General features: G+C 52.3%; 14 protein-coding genes. 4 read left to right on the forward strand and 10 right to left on the reverse strand.

Features of this window, described 5'->3' with window-relative positions; all coding sequences use genetic code 11:
* Positions 1–37: 37 nt before the first annotated feature.
* The gene (locus AC0YNV_RS16730; protein ID WP_475769069.1) at positions 38–937 is read left to right on the forward strand and encodes an ABC transporter permease; all 900 of its coding nucleotides are present in this window, start codon (positions 38–40) and stop codon (positions 935–937) included.
* A 21-nt stretch (positions 938–958) separates the two neighbouring features.
* Positions 959–1,843: a carbohydrate ABC transporter permease gene (locus AC0YNV_RS16735; RefSeq protein ID WP_475769070.1), complete on the forward strand. Its 885-nt coding sequence runs from the start codon at positions 959–961 to the stop codon at positions 1,841–1,843.
* Between the two features lie 163 nt (positions 1,844–2,006).
* On the opposite strand, the gene AC0YNV_RS16740 is transcribed toward AC0YNV_RS16735, so the two are convergent.
* From AC0YNV_RS16740 to hxlA, 8 genes are all read right to left on the reverse strand, one after another.
* Positions 2,007–2,267 carry an HPr family phosphocarrier protein gene (locus AC0YNV_RS16740; RefSeq protein WP_210045533.1) on the reverse strand — a complete coding sequence of 87 codons (261 nt, stop codon included), beginning with the start codon at positions 2,265–2,267 and terminating at the stop codon, positions 2,007–2,009.
* A gap of 1 nt (position 2,268) precedes the next feature.
* A complete protein-coding gene (ptsP, locus tag AC0YNV_RS16745; protein WP_475769071.1) occupies positions 2,269–3,999 on the reverse strand; it encodes a phosphoenolpyruvate--protein phosphotransferase in 1,731 nt (576 codons plus the stop codon).
* A 212-nt stretch (positions 4,000–4,211) separates the two neighbouring features.
* Positions 4,212–5,357, reverse strand: coding sequence for a mannitol-1-phosphate 5-dehydrogenase (locus AC0YNV_RS16750; protein WP_475769072.1), 1,146 nt, complete (start codon positions 5,355–5,357; stop codon positions 4,212–4,214).
* A complete protein-coding gene (locus AC0YNV_RS16755) occupies positions 5,354–5,791 on the reverse strand; it encodes a PTS mannitol transporter subunit IIA (RefSeq protein WP_475769073.1) in 438 nt (145 codons plus the stop codon). Before AC0YNV_RS16755 ends, AC0YNV_RS16750 begins: the two co-directional genes overlap by 4 nt.
* A gap of 3 nt (positions 5,792–5,794) precedes the next feature.
* Positions 5,795–7,858, reverse strand: coding sequence for a BglG family transcription antiterminator (locus AC0YNV_RS16760; RefSeq protein WP_475769074.1), 2,064 nt, complete (start codon positions 7,856–7,858; stop codon positions 5,795–5,797).
* Between the two features lie 20 nt (positions 7,859–7,878).
* Positions 7,879–9,336 carry a PTS mannitol transporter subunit IIBC gene (locus tag AC0YNV_RS16765; protein ID WP_475769075.1) on the reverse strand — a complete coding sequence of 486 codons (1,458 nt, stop codon included), beginning with the start codon at positions 9,334–9,336 and terminating at the stop codon, positions 7,879–7,881.
* Positions 9,337–9,557: 221 nt separating this feature from the next.
* Entirely contained in the window at positions 9,558–10,115 is a 558-nt protein-coding gene (hxlB, locus tag AC0YNV_RS16770; protein ID WP_475769076.1) for a 6-phospho-3-hexuloisomerase, read from the reverse strand.
* Positions 10,116–10,119: 4 nt separating this feature from the next.
* Positions 10,120–10,752 carry a 3-hexulose-6-phosphate synthase gene (gene hxlA / locus AC0YNV_RS16775; protein WP_210045540.1) on the reverse strand — a complete coding sequence of 211 codons (633 nt, stop codon included), beginning with the start codon at positions 10,750–10,752 and terminating at the stop codon, positions 10,120–10,122.
* A gap of 186 nt (positions 10,753–10,938) precedes the next feature.
* On the opposite strand from hxlA, the gene AC0YNV_RS16780 reads away from it, so the two are divergent.
* Entirely contained in the window at positions 10,939–11,292 is a 354-nt protein-coding gene (locus AC0YNV_RS16780; protein ID WP_210045541.1) for a winged helix-turn-helix transcriptional regulator, read from the forward strand.
* Positions 11,293–11,516: 224 nt separating this feature from the next.
* Positions 11,517–13,007 (forward strand): PAS domain S-box protein, encoded by a 1,491-nt coding sequence (locus tag AC0YNV_RS16785; RefSeq protein WP_475769077.1) that lies wholly within the window; start codon positions 11,517–11,519, stop codon positions 13,005–13,007.
* Between the two features lie 135 nt (positions 13,008–13,142).
* On the opposite strand, the gene AC0YNV_RS16790 is transcribed toward AC0YNV_RS16785, so the two are convergent.
* Both AC0YNV_RS16790 and AC0YNV_RS16795 read right to left on the reverse strand, forming a co-directional pair.
* Entirely contained in the window at positions 13,143–13,967 is an 825-nt protein-coding gene (locus tag AC0YNV_RS16790; protein WP_475769078.1) for a peptidylprolyl isomerase, read from the reverse strand.
* 228 nt (positions 13,968–14,195) lie between these two features.
* Positions 14,196–15,191 (reverse strand): YihY/virulence factor BrkB family protein, encoded by a 996-nt coding sequence (locus AC0YNV_RS16795; protein WP_475769079.1) that lies wholly within the window; start codon positions 15,189–15,191, stop codon positions 14,196–14,198.
* Between the last annotated feature and the right edge of the window lie 324 nt (positions 15,192–15,515).

Here is a 15,515-nt window from a genome sequence, read left to right on the forward strand (position 1 = left end):
TTTTGGTTTCTATTAAATAACGTTGAGGAGGTGCCGTATGTCGCTGAAAAAATGGAGCGGACAGCTCCCGCTGCATCTCATGATCCTGCCGGGACTTATCCTCATTCTCATTTATCATTATGGTCCCATGTTCGGATTCATTATTGCCTTCGAGAATTTCGTGCCGGCCAAGGGGATTTTTGGCTCCAAATGGTCTGGACTCGATAATTTCCGTTATGTCCTGGAAATGCCGGAGACGAAGCTGATCCTTCTGAACACCGTCTACATTGCCCTAATGAAGATCGTGGCAGGCCTTGTCGTACCGATTATTACTGCGCTTATGCTCAATGAGGTCAAGAAGGAGTTTGTCAAACGCGGTGTACAGACGCTGATCTATTTGCCTCATTTCCTTTCCTGGATTATTCTTGGCGGGATTCTGATTGATATCCTGTCCCCGTCCAATGGGATCGTCAATCAATTCCTTGGCTTGTTCGGCATAGAGCCGATCTATTTTCTGGGCGATAATTCATGGTTCCGTTATGTGCTGGTGGCATCCGATGCCTGGAAGGAATTCGGGTTTAACACGATCGTGTATTTGGCCGCCTTGACGAGTATTAATCCGGCTCTCTATGAGGCGGCGATTGTCGATGGAGCCAACCGCTGGAAGCAAACGCTCAATGTTACGCTTCCGGGCATGGCGCCGATCATTATCCTTCTGCTCACGCTAAGTTTGGGAAATGTGCTGAATGCCGGATTCGATCAGGTGTTCAATTTATATAGTCCTCAGGTGTACGAGACAGGGGACATTATCGATACCTTTGTTTACCGGATAGGCTTGATTGACGCCCAATATGGTGTGGCAACGGCGGTCGGCCTGTTCAAATCCATGGTGTCCATGGTCTTTATCTCACTCTCTTATTATATTGCGTACCGCTTTGCCAACTATCGCATCTTCTAGTTAAGGAAAGGAGCAGAAGCCATGGTAGAACATTATTCATTCAGCCGACGGATATTTATCGGCTTCAACTATCTGTTTCTCTGCCTGCTTTCTGTCATATGCCTGCTGCCGCTGATTCATGTGCTGGCTGTATCCTTCAGCTCCAGCGGTGCGGCACAGGCGGGGTTCGTCAAGTTCTGGCCGGTGGAATTCACACTCAGCTCTTACGAGTTCGTCTTGAAGAAACCGGCTTTTTTCAATTCTATCCTAGTGACCCTTCAGCGTGTCGGTATCGGTGTCGTCGTCAATATGGTGCTTACCATCATGGTTGCCTATCCGCTTGCCAAGGATAACAGGAAATTTCCGCTGCGCACGTTCTACGCCTGGGTGTTTGTAGTGACCATCCTGTTCAGCGGGGGCCTGATTCCGCTGTATATGACGATCAAGTACACCGGCATCATGGATACGATCTGGGCGCTGGTGCTGCCCTCGGCGGTGCCAGTCTTTAACGTCATCCTGCTGCTCAATTTCTTCCGCGGACTGCCGAAGGAGCTGGAGGAGGCGGCGTTTATTGACGGGGCGGGACACTGGACGACGTTATGGCGGATATTCGTGCCCTTATCCCTGCCGGCTCTGGCCACCATTACGCTGTTTGCCACGGTCAATCATTGGAATTCCTGGTTCGACGGGCTGATCTTCATGAATTCTCCCGACCATTATCCGCTCCAGAGCTATCTGCAGACCGTTGTAATCAATCGCGACCTGTCTTTGGTATCATCCGCCGACATGGCTTCACTTGCTGAAGTGAACGACCGGACAGCCAAGGCCGCCCAGATTTTCCTGGGTGCGCTGCCGATTCTCATTGTCTATCCGTTCCTGCAGCGTTTCTTTATGAAAGGCATTGTATTGGGAAGCGTAAAGGAATAAGGACGACATGCCGAGTTCGAGAGAAGTTCCACTGAACAATCCAACGATCACAACTGAGCGTTGATCTGCCGCAAATCGATCTTGCAAACAAGCAATAAAGCCAAAGAGGCAGGCTCGTTAACTGGAGCCGGCCTCTTTGACTGCTAATCTCTGACATCTGAAGCTATTCGTGAATTTGAACAAGCAGCTGGCCGAGTGTCTGCATGGCTTCCGCTTCCTGCTCGCCGTCAATCTCCAGGGTGACATCCTCCCCTGCGGCAATGCCCAGTGTCAGCATGCTGAGCGAGCTTTTGCCATTCACCTTCTTGCCTTTGTTGATGACCGTGATTTTGCAGGGAAAACCGCTTGCGGTCTGCACGAATGTCTTGGCCGGTCTTACATGGAAGCCGGTCGGATTCACGATGGTAAAGGTTTGAGTTTGCATCCTATTGTTTTCCTCCTTGCGTATTCGCCTGAACGAAATCCTTCACTTCCCGCTGGCTGCCCATGGAGAGCGCCTGCTCGGCCAGCTGGCTCCAGGTGCCGAACGGGAGTCCGGCAACAAGTTCCCTTGTCGCAAGTATCGAGCCGGCGCTCATGCTGAATTCATGCAGCCCGAGTCCGAGCAGCAGCGGGACGGCCGCCGCGTCGCCGGCCATTTCTCCGCACATCCCGACCCATTTTCCTTCGCGCTTCGCGGCGCGGATAATCATCGCCACCAGCCGGAGAATGGAAGGGTGATGGGGCTGGTACAGATAGGAGACCGTCTCGTTCATCCGGTCGGCCGCCATCGTATATTGAATCAGATCATTGGTGCCGATGCTGAAGAAATCAACCTCCTTGGCGAACAGATCTGCCGCAATCGCCGCAGCCGGCACCTCGATCATCATACCCACTTCCAATTGCAAGTTTACCGGAATGCCTTCCGCAAGCAGTTTTTCCCGCTCCTCGCGAAGCAGGCGTTTCGCTTCCAGCAGCTCCTCCGTCACGGATATCATCGGAAACATAATCTTGAGATTTCCGTATGAGCTTGCACGCAGCAGAGCGCGAAGCTGTGTACGGAACAGGCTTTCATTCGCCAGACAGAAGCGCAGCGCCCGAAGGCCAAGAAATGGGTTGCTTTCCATGGGCAGATTCAGGTAAGGAAGCTCCTTGTCCCCGCCGATGTCCAGCGTGCGGATAACAACGGGCTTGCCCTGCATTTTTTCAAGCACATATTTATAGCTGTTGAACTGCTCTTCTTCCGTAGGCAGAGAGCTGCGCCCCATATAAAGAAACTCGGTGCGAAACAATCCGATGGCCTCCGCTCCGTTGTCAATGGCTTTCTGCACATCCTGTATACTGCCGATATTGGCGGCAAGCTCGATATGATGCCCGTCGGAGGACACAGTCGGCTGATTCTTCAGTTTGCTCAGCTCAGCCGCTCTGGACTCGTACTCGGAACGTTTATCCTGATACCGCGTGAGCTCCTCCTCGCTTGGACCGATAATGGCTTCGCCCGCCAGGGCATCGATAATCATCTGCGTTCCGGTGGAGACCGCCATAATCTGCGCTCCCGCTCCGACAATAGCCGGAATATCGAGCGAGCGTGCCATGATGGCGGAGTGGGAAGTGCGGCTGCCGGCCTCCGTAATAAATCCTCTCACCATATCCGGATTAAGCTGGGCGGTATCCGAAGGGGTCAAGTCCCGGGCGATGAGGATGCAAGGCTCAGTAATGTCGGAGAGAGTCCGGGTGGAGCTGCCCCGCAGGATGTTGATGACCCGTCCGGTTACATCTTCAATATCGACTGCCCGGGCCTGCAGGAGCTCATCCTCCATCGCTTTGAGCGCCTGAATGAATGTCTGGGCGGTTTCATAAAGCGCATAAGGGGCGCTTGCGAGATCCGTCCGGATCTTGTCGATGGCGACATCGATCAAATCAGGATCCTCCAGCAGGAGCAGATGGCCCTCGAATATTTCGGCTTTCCCGCCTCCAAGCCGCTGCTCCGTCGATTCGCGAATCGCTTCAAGCTCTGTGCGCGCCTGCTGCAGGGCATGTTGGAAACGCTCTGTTTCCAGCTCTGCATCGGCAACTGTTTCAGGCTGCGGGATATGCGCATCCGATTGAAGTCTGAACGCAGGAGCAATGGCATAGCCGGGTGAAGCCGGGATGCCTGTTATTAATAAGCTCGGCATGTTGGCATACCCTCCTTTTTTAAGCTGGATCCTCTTGAAATATAAGAAAGATAAAATATCTCCATACTTGCTCATTGAGGAAGAAACTAACTTTACCGCTAAAAGACGGCTTCAGCCGTTTCTTCTATACTTATCGAATGGATAAGTTTCACTATTATCCATTAGAGAAGAAACTTACCTGCCCGTCAAAAGACGGCGGCGCCGCTTCTTCATTAATTCAACGCCTCATAGTGTCGCGCGATTTCCTGATGAACAAAGTGGGTCTCAGGAATTCCGGTATAAATAGTGATAGTCGGATGCAGGCCATACCGGGCAAGGGACTCCTGAAGCTGTACAGCCTCAGGATCTTCCTTATAATTGAACCTTAGGGCGGCAGCCGCAGCCCGCGCCAGATGGGCAACCTCCAGACCGAGCGCGTGGGCGGCCAGTGCCGGACGTATAAGCCGGTCATCCGGCGACAGCTTGCGGACCGGGGAACGTCCCACACGTACAACCTCATCCATCAGATATGGATTGATGAACCGCGCCATTATGCTGCTGATATAATCCATATGCTCCTGCTCGTCGAAGCCGTATTTTCGGATCAGCATGGCGCCAGTCTCCTGCAATGTATTCCGGACTTCGGACTGAACGGCCTCATCCTTCATCGCTTGCTGAATTGTGGCGTAACCACGCAGGTAACCGTGATAAGCGGCGCAGCAGTGGCCCGTGTTGACAGTAAACAGCTTGCGTTCGATATACGGCTCTAAATGCGAAACAAGATGCATGCCTTCGATAACAGGGAAGCCTTCCAGGAGGGAAGAGCCGTCAACGACCCATTCATGAAAAGGCTCAACCGTAACCATCAGCGGGTCGTCATGATGCTGAAGCGGGACGATCCGGTCGACAGCCGCATCGGGAAACCGGATAAAGCGGTCCGCAAGCTGCTGATATTCGGCTGACAGATGGCTGTACACATGGGCTTTGAGCTGCGTGCTCCCGCCTATGGCATTCTCGCAGGCAATGATATGCAGCGGGGCAGGAATGCTGCTCTGCAGGCGGAGCTCGATGCCTGAGGCTATCCCCGCGGCAATAGCTTTCAGAACCGGCAGCCCTACCGCCGTCGTCACCAAATCCGCCTCGGCTACGGCCCGCGTCACCTGATCGATGTCGTTTCCGTTAATGGCGGCAGCCTGCCGTACGATTGCAGCGTCCGAAGCGGCATTGGCAAGGATGACCTCATACTGCTTCCGCGCATTAAGCAGATTGACAAGGTTTTCGTTGACGTCGACGAAGCTTACGGCGAAGCCGGAACGGGACAGCAGCAGCCCGATAAAGCCTCTGCCGATATTGCCCGCGCCGAACTGGACCGCCTTCATGCTTCCATACCCTGCTCGAAGATGCGGAGCAGCTCATCCTTGTCAGCGGTATGGAGAATGGTCTCAAGCGTGTCGTCATCAGATACAAGCTCGGCCACATGAGTCAGAATCTCGAGATGATCGTCGCCGGCGGCGGCAATTCCGATAATCAGGTAAGCGGGTTCCCCTTCACCGAAATCAATGCCGTCCGGAACAATGGCAATGGACATGCCGGTGGAGCGGATCAGACTTCTGGCATCATTGGTGCCATGGGGGATAGCAAGTCCCCCTCCAAGATAGGTGGACAGACTGTCCTCCCGTTCAATCATTTTGCCGATATATTCGGATGGTACGTGGCCTGCATCAACCAGCATCTGGCCCACAACACGGATCGCCTCATATTTGTCCTTCACCTGAACATTTAATTTTACTTTGTCTCTCGATAAAATGCTCACAGGTCAATCACTCCATTCCATTTTGTTTTGCAGAAAAGCCTCGAGCTCATGGGAGAAAAATTGCTGTATGGACGCCTTGTCTCCCTGCTCCAGCAGATGAATCAGCTCGCTGGACAGGAGCATGCTGCTGATTTCACTCAGCACCTCCAGGCTGTCGGAGGACAGCTTCAAGGGCGCAAGCATGAGCAGAATCTGATGGACAGGCTTCTGATCATCAAGCAGCAGCGGCTGATCCAGCGTGAACAGGCAGAGCACAGGACGCGGAACAAATTCGCTTCTTGTATGGAATAAGGCCAGCTTCGTGTCGGGAATGATCTGGCTGCCATACGATTCCCTCTCCAGCAGCTGGTTTACAATCGGTTCAATACGGTCGATGGCATTTCTGCGCCGCAACCTGGCGCACAGACGGGATAAAATGCCCTTCAGATGAAATTCATCCGGAGGAATATCCTCGCGATAGCACTCGAATTGATCCAGAATGTACAGGATGATCGCCGAATACCGGCTCATCCGCCGCAGCCTCTCCAGTGCATCGCTGCTAAGAGAGCTCTCCTGTCTGACGGAGGGAAGACGGTTTAAGGTAATGGTCTGAATGTAGGTTCGCAGCTTAACCGCTTCCTCAGCCGTCAGCAGAGGGCTGATCTTGATATAACGGTCCGGTTCAACCGGCAGATCGACGGTTGAAATAATCAGATCATACTGATCCTCCGGATATCGCGAAGCCTCGAACCAGGAAGCGCGACCGATCAGATCAATCTGGGGAAGCTCTTTATTTATTCTCACTTCCAGCAGCTTGGATGAACCGATTCCGCTGGTGCATACGAGAAGGGCGCGGACATGCCGCGGAAACTGCTTCAATCTCTCCAGAGAAGCGCCGAAATGCATAACCAGAAAGCCGATTTCCTCATCGGGAACGGACGGTTCGGCAACGGTGTCTTTGACTGCCTGCCTGACAATGAGGAACAGCTTCTCGTAATCCTTCTTGATCTGGGCTACCAGCGGATTTCGGATTGCGATCCCTTCACGCAGACGCTGCAGGGCCGGTCCGGCATGACGGATCAGCCCGTCAAGCAGCGTGCGGTCCTGCATTAACTCTACTCCGAGCCTGTCTTCGACAATCCGGATCATCCGGACAATGGTGTCAGCCAGCTGCAAATTATCGGCCAGCAAAGGATTAATCACCTGCTGCTTATTCCAGTCAGCGAGCTGCTGCCCGATATAGGAGGCTTCTTCCGGGAGTGTGATGCCCATCATATCCACGAACATGCGAAGCCTGGCCTGCTCTCCGCTGTCCGCGCCTTCCATGCCCTGAGCTCCCGAAGCCTCAGCGGGGGAAATCGTTCTCCCCTTGCGGATCCGGGTCAAGCTGACCGACAGGGAGATAAGAAGCATCGTATAATCGGCTTCGGACAAGGTTGTCGGCCATTGATCCTCCAGCTGCCACAGGGCCTTCTCGACTTTGAAGAAACTATCCTCTCTTCCGATCATATTCAGCAGCTCGCCAGACAGCGGATCGGCAGGCTGCTCGTCGAACCGGCCGAATAATTCAGAATCGTCCAGCTGCTCCCTGGCGAGCCTTGCGATCGTTCCCCGGAGCGCAGCCTCCGGCCCGATGATTTGCACCCCGTATCCGCGCCGTCTGACCAGAGCGAGTCCCTGCTTGACGACCCAATCCTCGATTTCATCCAGATCGGCGGTGACGGTCGGAACGGCTACATGCAGATCATGGGCAAGCAGGAACAGCTTGACGGGTTCCGGGCTTTCCAGCAGCCAGCAAAGAATGAGCACCTTTCTTTCTCTTGCGGTGAAATGATCGGGATTCATCCTGGAGAGCTGCTGCTTGAAGGCTTCAAGTTTGTCCTGCTCCGCTTCAAGCTGGATGCCTGATCCGGATTTCTTAAGAAGAGAGATGCCGGCGTCCCTCAGGGCCTCCTCCACCTGAGCCAGCTCTCTGTGAATCGTCCGCGAGCTGACCTTGATGGCTTCGGCAATTTCGCCCGACGTCAGCTCGCCCTGCTTGTTAAGCAGCAATTCAATAATTTGTCGCTGTCTCTTGGATAGGTTCATCGGCATCAATCCTCGATCTATTAGGATACGCTCAGCCTGTTTACAAGCTCGTCATATTCAGGACTTTTCAAGAAATTGTCGATGGAAATATGCTCTGCTTCGGGAGACTTCTGTCTGGCGCGGTCCGTCAGCGACCTGTGGGTGATGACGATGTCCGCATCGGCCGGGATTTCACTGATGGCGGTATTGGTCACCGTTACCGGAATCTCTGCGGCCTTGATTTTCTTGCGCAGTATAGAGGCCCCCATCGCGCTTGAACCCATGCCGGCATCGCAGGCGAACACGATTTTGGAAACATCCGCTTTTGCTTTGACAGCAGCCCCTGGAACCGAAGCGGCATTTGCGACTGCGGCTGCAGCGGTCCCTTTGGCTTCACTTTTCATTTGCTGCATTTTCTGCTGCGCAAGCTCCAGATCGCCTTCTTCTTCCGCTTTGCGGCTTGTTTTGAGCAGCAGCGAGGCAACCAGAAAAGAGACAACCGCAGCGGTCAGTATACCGCTGAGTGCGGCGAGCAATCCACCCTTGGGCGCCATCGCAATGTAGGCGAATATACTGCCCGGGGATGGAGTGGCGACAAGCCCGGCATTGAAGATCGTGAAGGTGAAGCTGCCTGTAACCCCGCCTGCGATTACTGCAAGGATAAGCCGCGGGTTCATCAGAATATAAGGAAAATAAATTTCATGAATGCCGCCGAAGAAATGAATGATGGCCGCTCCCGGCGCAGACTGCTTCGTAAGGCCTTTTCCCACGAACCAGTAAGCAAGCAGAATGCCAAGACCGGGTCCCGGATTCGACTCCAGCATGAAAATGATCGATTTGCCCGTATTGGAAGCCTGCTCGAGCCCGATCGGCCCCAGCACGCCATGATTGATGGCATTGTTCAGAAACAGGATTTTGCCCGGCTCAATGAGAATATTGGCCAAGGGCAGCAGGCCTGCATTGATCAGGGCCTCCACGCCGGAAGCCAGCAATTGGCTCGCTTTCTCTACGACCGGACCAATGCCGGTGTAAGCTCCAAGAGCAAGCGCGCCTCCGATAATACCGGCGGAGAAGTTGTTGACCAGCATTTCGAAGCCCGAGCGGATTTTGCCCTCCACGGATCTGTCGAAGGCCCTGAGGATCCATGCGGACAAGGGACCGACAATCATCGCTCCGATGAACATCGGAATATCCGAGCCAATGATAACCCCCATCGTGGCGATGGCTCCAATAACGCCTCCGCGCGTGCCGTGGAGCATTTGACCGCCTGTATAACCGATAAGCAGGGGCAGCAGGTAGGTGATCATAGGATCAACAAGCTTGCCGAGATATTCGTTGGGTATCCAGCCCGTCGGGATAAATAAAGCCGTAATCAAGCCCCAGGCGATAAAAGCGCCGATATTCGGCATAACCATCCCGCTGAGAAAACGCCCGAAACGCTGCACGGAAACTTTGACCCCGCCTGTGGATGCTTGCCGGCCAGTAAGTTGTTCAGACATCCTGTTAACCTCCCATAAAAAATTCCCCTCTTGTATAGTCTTTGATTAAAGGGGTTGAAATAATCGTAGAATAGAACGCTTCCAAGATCAATCAAAGGAAAAGGAGGTTTCGTCATGAATGCTGTTGACATCATTTGAACTTTGCGTCGATAGAAATTGGGGACCCGATCAACGCGCAAAAAAAACCGCCCCCGCTGCAAAAGGGCGGGGGCGGCGTATACTTATTCCAGATTGGCATGATTGCCAAACATTGAGGATGAGTCGAGCTTCCGATGATCCATCAAACGCAGGATCAGAGCGTCGAACAGCAGGAGAATGCTCTGCTCAAACAACGAGCCCATGGGCTGTACGGTAACTACGCCCTCACCCGTCCGTTCCTTCGGGGAAGCGGGGATCGGAATCACGATATCCGCCAGCTTCCCGATGGAGGAAGCGGGGGAGATTGTCGCAAGGACGACCGTCGCCCCGATGCCTCCCGCCTTGCCGGCCATGGAGAGAAGGCTGCTCGTTTCGCCCGAGCCAGAGCCGATAATCAGCATGTCTTCTTTGGCGATGCCGGGCGTTATGGTTTCGCCAACTACATGAGCGTCAAGCCCGGCCTGCATCAGGCGCATGGCCAGCGCCTTCATCATCAGTCCGGACCGGCCGGCGCCGGCGACGAATATTTTCCTCGACGCGAGGATGCCTTCTGCCAGCTGTTCCACCGCATCCTCGGGAACGGCCCGGAGGCTGCGGGAGAGCTCTCCGATTATTTTGTCCGTGTACGAATTAATCCCCATTGGACTAACCTTGCTTGATTAATTGCCGCATTTGGGAAGCAGCCGTCTGGATATTGTCATGACCTGTAATACCGCCGCCTACTATGATCAAATCAGGCTTGGCCGCAATAACTTCCGGAAGCGTGGATAGTTTGATTCCTCCGGCTATGGCTGTTTTTGCGTTTTTGACGACGCGTTTGATCGCGGTCAGTTCCTCGAAGGAGTTTTTGCCCTCCGCCTGGGTATCGTAGCCGGAATGGACACAGATATAATCCACGCCGAGCGCGTCAAGCTCCTTTGCCCGCTCTTCGATATTTTTGACACTGATCATATCCACCAGTATCTTCCTGTTTGTTTTGGCCGCTTCCTCTACGGCGCCCCGGATCGTGGAATCCTCAGCTACGCCTAGCACGGTCACGATGTCCGCTCCCGCTTCGACGGCTTTCATGACCTCGTAACCGCCGGCATCCATAATTTTGAGATCGGCCAATACTTTCAGGTTGGGAAAAGCTTCCTTGATCGCTTTGACTGCATGCAAACCTTCATTAATAACGACAGGGGTTCCGATTTCTACAATGTCTATATAAGCTTCGACTTCTTTCACCAATGCTTTGGCTTCCGGGATATTAACCAGATCAAGCGCTAATTGCAATTCCAATTTGATCACTCCTATTCGATTTGTGTTGATATGTTCAGATCCAAGGCTTATTCTATAGCTATCGTTTCTATTTAAGAAGTACGCACTTGCAAGTGGTGTAGTCACCACCAGTATACTATTGGCGTTCCTGCAGGGTTTGAGAGGGTAAGAAGAAATGGGAAATGCAGACAGAAAGGGGCAGCCGGTGTGGCAAACGAGCTGAAGGAACGGATTAATCTCACAGAAATCAATTGCGAGAAGGAGCTGACGCTTGCAGTTATCGGCGGCAAATGGAAGCTGATTATTTTGTGGCATCTGGGTCTGGAAGGCACCAAGCGCTTCAGTGAGCTGAAACGGCTTATTCCCTCCATCACCCAGAAGATGCTGACCAACCAGCTGCGCGAGCTGGAGGACGATCAATTGGTGCACCGCAAGGTGTATGCCGAAGTTCCGCCGCGGGTCGAATATACATTGACCGATTATGGCGAGAGCCTGATGCCGATCCTGCGCATGATGTACAATTGGGGAAAAGATTACGGTGAAAAAGTAGTGTGGAAATAATCGGTACGACCAAGTTTGAGGTTCTTCGACTATCCGGACGTAAAGCGCTCTGTACAAAGCAGGGCGCTTTTTTTTCATAATCCTGTTTAAAGCATGAACGCATATGATTAAGTTGAAAATGGTACGGTTAACAATTATGATGAATAGTGATGACATCAAGATGACGATTTCACATAGCTTTGTAATGTGTGGAGCTGTACTCTGCCTTCAAAGGGGAATATGATGTGGGAATACTTCTTATGTTTGAAAACGCAGATGGGGAAAACGTACTCGAAACCTTTTTGGAAGAAATACTTCCCTATATGATTGTGGTAAAAAACGGGAAGATTATCACAATAAATTCCGATGCTTCACGTTTATTTGGCTATGACAGGAACAAGCTTATTGGCATGGAGCTCCTTGAACTGATTCATCCCCGCGACAGACGGACCTATCTGATCGAAGAGGAAGAGGTCAAGGGTAATAAGAATAAGAATAAGAATATTGTATGGCAGGCAAGGGGAATCAGACAGGACCATTCGATTTTTCCTCTGGAAATTCATGGGATGATGAAGCTGTTCCACGGGATTCATTTGTTTCTGATAACCGAAGTGGCGGATTTGACAGAGCGCCAGCAGATCGAGAAGGCCGACAAGCAGATTGAAGAACGGTTTCGGACTGTGTTCAATTATGCGGCCGCAGGCATCGCTCTGATTGATATTAATGGGCGCTTTCTGGAAGCGAATTATTCATTCTGCGATATATTGGGATATACGGAGTCCGAGCTTGCCGAGCTGCGGTTCCATGGCATCCTGCATCCGGATCATCTGGATGATCATCTTGACAACACGACACGGCTGCTGATTGCCGAAATCCCGTGGTATGAAATGGAGAGCCGGTTTATTCATAAATCGGGGCATGTGGTATGGGGCCTGTTGAATACGACAGTTGTCAGAGACGACCACAACAAGCCGCTTTATTATATTGTGCAATTTCAGGACATTACGACCAAGAAGGAAGCGGAGGAGCTCATACGCAAATCCGATAAGCTCATGGCTGTGGGTCAGCTGGCTGCGGGAGTTGCGCATGAGGTGCGCAATCCGCTTACCGTGCTGAAGGGCTTTACGCAGATGCTGCGGACTACGGATAAAAAAAACGAAAGCTACTATCAGCTGATGCTCTCGGAGGTGGATCGGATCGAATCCATTATCGGCGAGTTCCTGATGCTGGCCAAGCCGCAGGAAGTTGAATTCAAGATGAATGATATTGGCGTGATTTTGTCCAATATTATTATATTGATGGAAACAAACGCGGTTATAAGCAATGTTCAGATTATCTCCAATCTGGGTAATGAGCAAATGTATCTGGAATGCGACGAAAATCAGATCAAGCAGGCGCTTGCGAATATATTGCAAAATGCGATCGAGGCCATGCCCCAGGGCGGCCAGATCATCGTAACGGTCGAGCAGCTCGATGCGGATCATCTGATCATCGGCATCAGCGATCAGGGCTGCGGCATTTCCGAGGATCGGATTGCCCGGCTGGGGGAGCCTTTCTACTCCAGCAAAGAGAAGGGTACAGGTCTTGGCCTTATGATCAGCTATCAGATCATCGAGAAGCATAACGGACGCGTACGGGTGAACAGCAAGCTGAACGAAGGGACCACCTTCGAAATTATACTGCCGCTGCATCAGGATGCGGAGCCTCCGGCGCTTCCCGATCAGACTGGCCTGTGAAGTTCATGCCTTGGTATGACTGGACTATATGCAGCATGGCACAAACAAAGTAAAAACCCTGACCATCTTGGTCAGGGTTTTGCTTTGTTTGCTGTGGGTTTGCTATTTGGAAACCTGTGTAAGCCCTCATTCCCTCTACGGGGTGATTGTCTCAGGCTCCGGATAATCCACGCCTTTGGTATCGACGGTTACCTTTTTCATTTTAGGAGGAGTGACCGCGAGCTCGCTTCCATCGGTTGGGACGCTTACGATGGCGTCAACGGTCTCCAGACCTTTGGTCACTTTGCCGAAAGCGGCATAGGCGCCGTCCAGACCGGTGTTGGCATCCACCATAATGAAAAATTGCGAGCCTGCGGAATCCATATCCTGAGCCCGCGCCATGGAGATGACGCCGCGCTCATGAAGCAAACCGTTTTGTACGCCGTTCTGGCTGAATTCGCCCTTGATGGCGTAGCCGGGTCCGCCCGAGCCTCTGCCGTCCGGATCGCCGCCCTGGATCATGAACCCGGGAACGACGCGGTGGAAGGTCAGGCCGTCATAGAAACCCTTTTTGACGAGAGAGACAAAGTTGTTGACCGTATTCGGCGCAGCCTTGGGATAAAGCTCGATCTCAATCGTTTTGCCGTCTTCCATTTCAATCGTGACTATGGGATCATCCTCAGAAGCAAATGAGTCAGCTGCGCCTCCGCTGTTCGTATTGCCCGCAGCGTCACCCGTTTCCGCAGGAGGCGTATTGGTGTTTCCTGACGTGTTTCCTGACGTGTTTCCTGATGTGTTCCCCGAGGTATTGCCCGCCGCGTTTCCGCCGGTGTTGTCAGGCTTGGTTCCGCAGGCGGCTAACAACAGCGCCAGCGACATCAGCGAAATCACCAGGAGAGCTCTCAAAGATAGTTTCTTCCAGTGTGCCTGGGGGCCGGATTGATCATGGTGGAGCTCCGGCGTAAAGCCTGTCCGATTCATTGCATGTTCCCTCTTTTCACTTATTTTCTGTTTTTATTCCTTTCAAGCATCTGTGCTTTATTCGACAGGCGTATGTTGGAATCCTTTCCATTCCGGGCTCAAAATATGTGCATTTTATGGATTTTCCGCATGGCTGGTTTGTACACGGCTTTACATAGGCAGGACATAGCGGCAGCCCCTGAAGCATTAGCCTCAGGGGCTGCTATTCTAACGCATATGGCCTGATGCTCAGGAGCGCTTCGTTTTTCCTCGTTTGAAGAACGGCAGCGAGATGGAGAAGCGCTTGCAGTTTGCTTTCATTTTGCCGTGCTTATCGAAATGCAGCGAAGCGTTAATTTCACCTCCCAGCACGATGATGATGCTCGACAGATACAGCCAGGTAAGCAAGACTATAATTCCGCCGATACTTCCATAGGTCTTCGTATAATTGCCGAAATTATTGACATAAAAGGAGAAGCATAAGGAGGTTATGATCCAGCCGAAGGTGGCAAACAACGCGCCCGGCACCACTTCGCGAAAATGCAGCCGCAGGTTGGGAGCAAACAGGTACAGGGAGGCGAAGACGACAGACATCACCACGATGGGGATGACGTACTGGGCGAATCCCCATACGGTATCGATGCTGCCTGGAAGCTGCGTCCATTTGTACAGCATATCCCCGATCACTCTGCCGAAGATGAGCATGACCATGCTGAACAGGATGACAAGCGCCAAGACAATCGTAAAAACGAGCGAATGCGCTTTAACCTTCCAGAACGGGCGCGTTTCCTCCACATCGTAAGCTTTATTCAAGGCTTTCATGACGGCGCTTATGCCGTTGGATGCCGACCATAACGTAATAATCAACCCCACTGAAAGCAGAGACCCGTTGCTGGAAGCCTGAATCTCGGTGAAGGCGTCGCTGATGGTGTTCGTCGAGAGCTCGGGCATGATCAGCTGGATTTGCTCGATTACATCCTGCATGGTCAGATTGGCGAAGCTGAGAACGGCAATGATGAAGATCAGAAAAGGGAAGAACGAGAGAATCAGGTAGTATGTCAGCTGAGCTCCCAGCGCGGGAACCTCGTCATCCTGAAAGCGGCAGTACAGGTTCTGGGCAAAATCGATAAAGGATCTGCGTTTATACACGGTGCCGTCTGTTCGGGAATTGATCGCATTGTCGGGGTATTGGAGAACAACATTTGACTTGGTCTTGGTTGTATCCGGCCCCACAAGTTTAGCCATTCCAGTCCGCCTCCTTCTGTTGTTACATCTGTATTTACCCGTGGCTTTCCCCTGTTAACCCGTCCCACTTCTTATATTTATTCATGCACAAGGCCCGTCATCACGCATCGGTCAATCTTTTTTGACCTTATCGAATGGATAAGTTCTGCGCCTGTACATTTCTGTAAAGTTTGAGGGAACAAACTAACGCTATCGCCAAAGGACGGCGCCGCCGTTTCTTTTTGACGAATTTATACTTTCTTTAGACCTGGTTTACGAGCGGTTTAGGGTTGAGCGGTATTCTGTTTACAGGGAGCTTCGCTAAGAAGCACCAGGGAGCTTCGC

Source organism: Paenibacillus sp. JT31N11 (genome assembly GCF_056269285.1).

Coding starts and splice junctions, on each gene's coding strand:
- AC0YNV_RS16730 (WP_475769069.1), top strand. CDS start 38: ATGTCGCTGAAAAAATGGAGCGGACAGCTCCCGCTGCATCTCATGATC.
- AC0YNV_RS16735 (WP_475769070.1), top strand. CDS start 959: ATGGTAGAACATTATTCATTCAGCCGACGGATATTTATCGGCTTCAAC.
- AC0YNV_RS16740 (WP_210045533.1), bottom strand. CDS start 2,267: ATGCAAACTCAAACCTTTACCATCGTGAATCCGACCGGCTTCCATGTA.
- ptsP (WP_475769071.1), bottom strand. CDS start 3,999: ATGCCGAGCTTATTAATAACAGGCATCCCGGCTTCACCCGGCTATGCC.
- AC0YNV_RS16750 (WP_475769072.1), bottom strand. CDS start 5,357: ATGAAGGCGGTCCAGTTCGGCGCGGGCAATATCGGCAGAGGCTTTATC.
- AC0YNV_RS16760 (WP_475769074.1), bottom strand. CDS start 7,858: ATGAACCTATCCAAGAGACAGCGACAAATTATTGAATTGCTGCTTAAC.
- AC0YNV_RS16765 (WP_475769075.1), bottom strand. CDS start 9,336: ATGTCTGAACAACTTACTGGCCGGCAAGCATCCACAGGCGGGGTCAAA.
- hxlB (WP_475769076.1), bottom strand. CDS start 10,115: ATGGGGATTAATTCGTACACGGACAAAATAATCGGAGAGCTCTCCCGC.
- AC0YNV_RS16790 (WP_475769078.1), bottom strand. CDS start 13,967: ATGAATCGGACAGGCTTTACGCCGGAGCTCCACCATGATCAATCCGGC.
- AC0YNV_RS16795 (WP_475769079.1), bottom strand. CDS start 15,191: ATGGCTAAACTTGTGGGGCCGGATACAACCAAGACCAAGTCAAATGTT.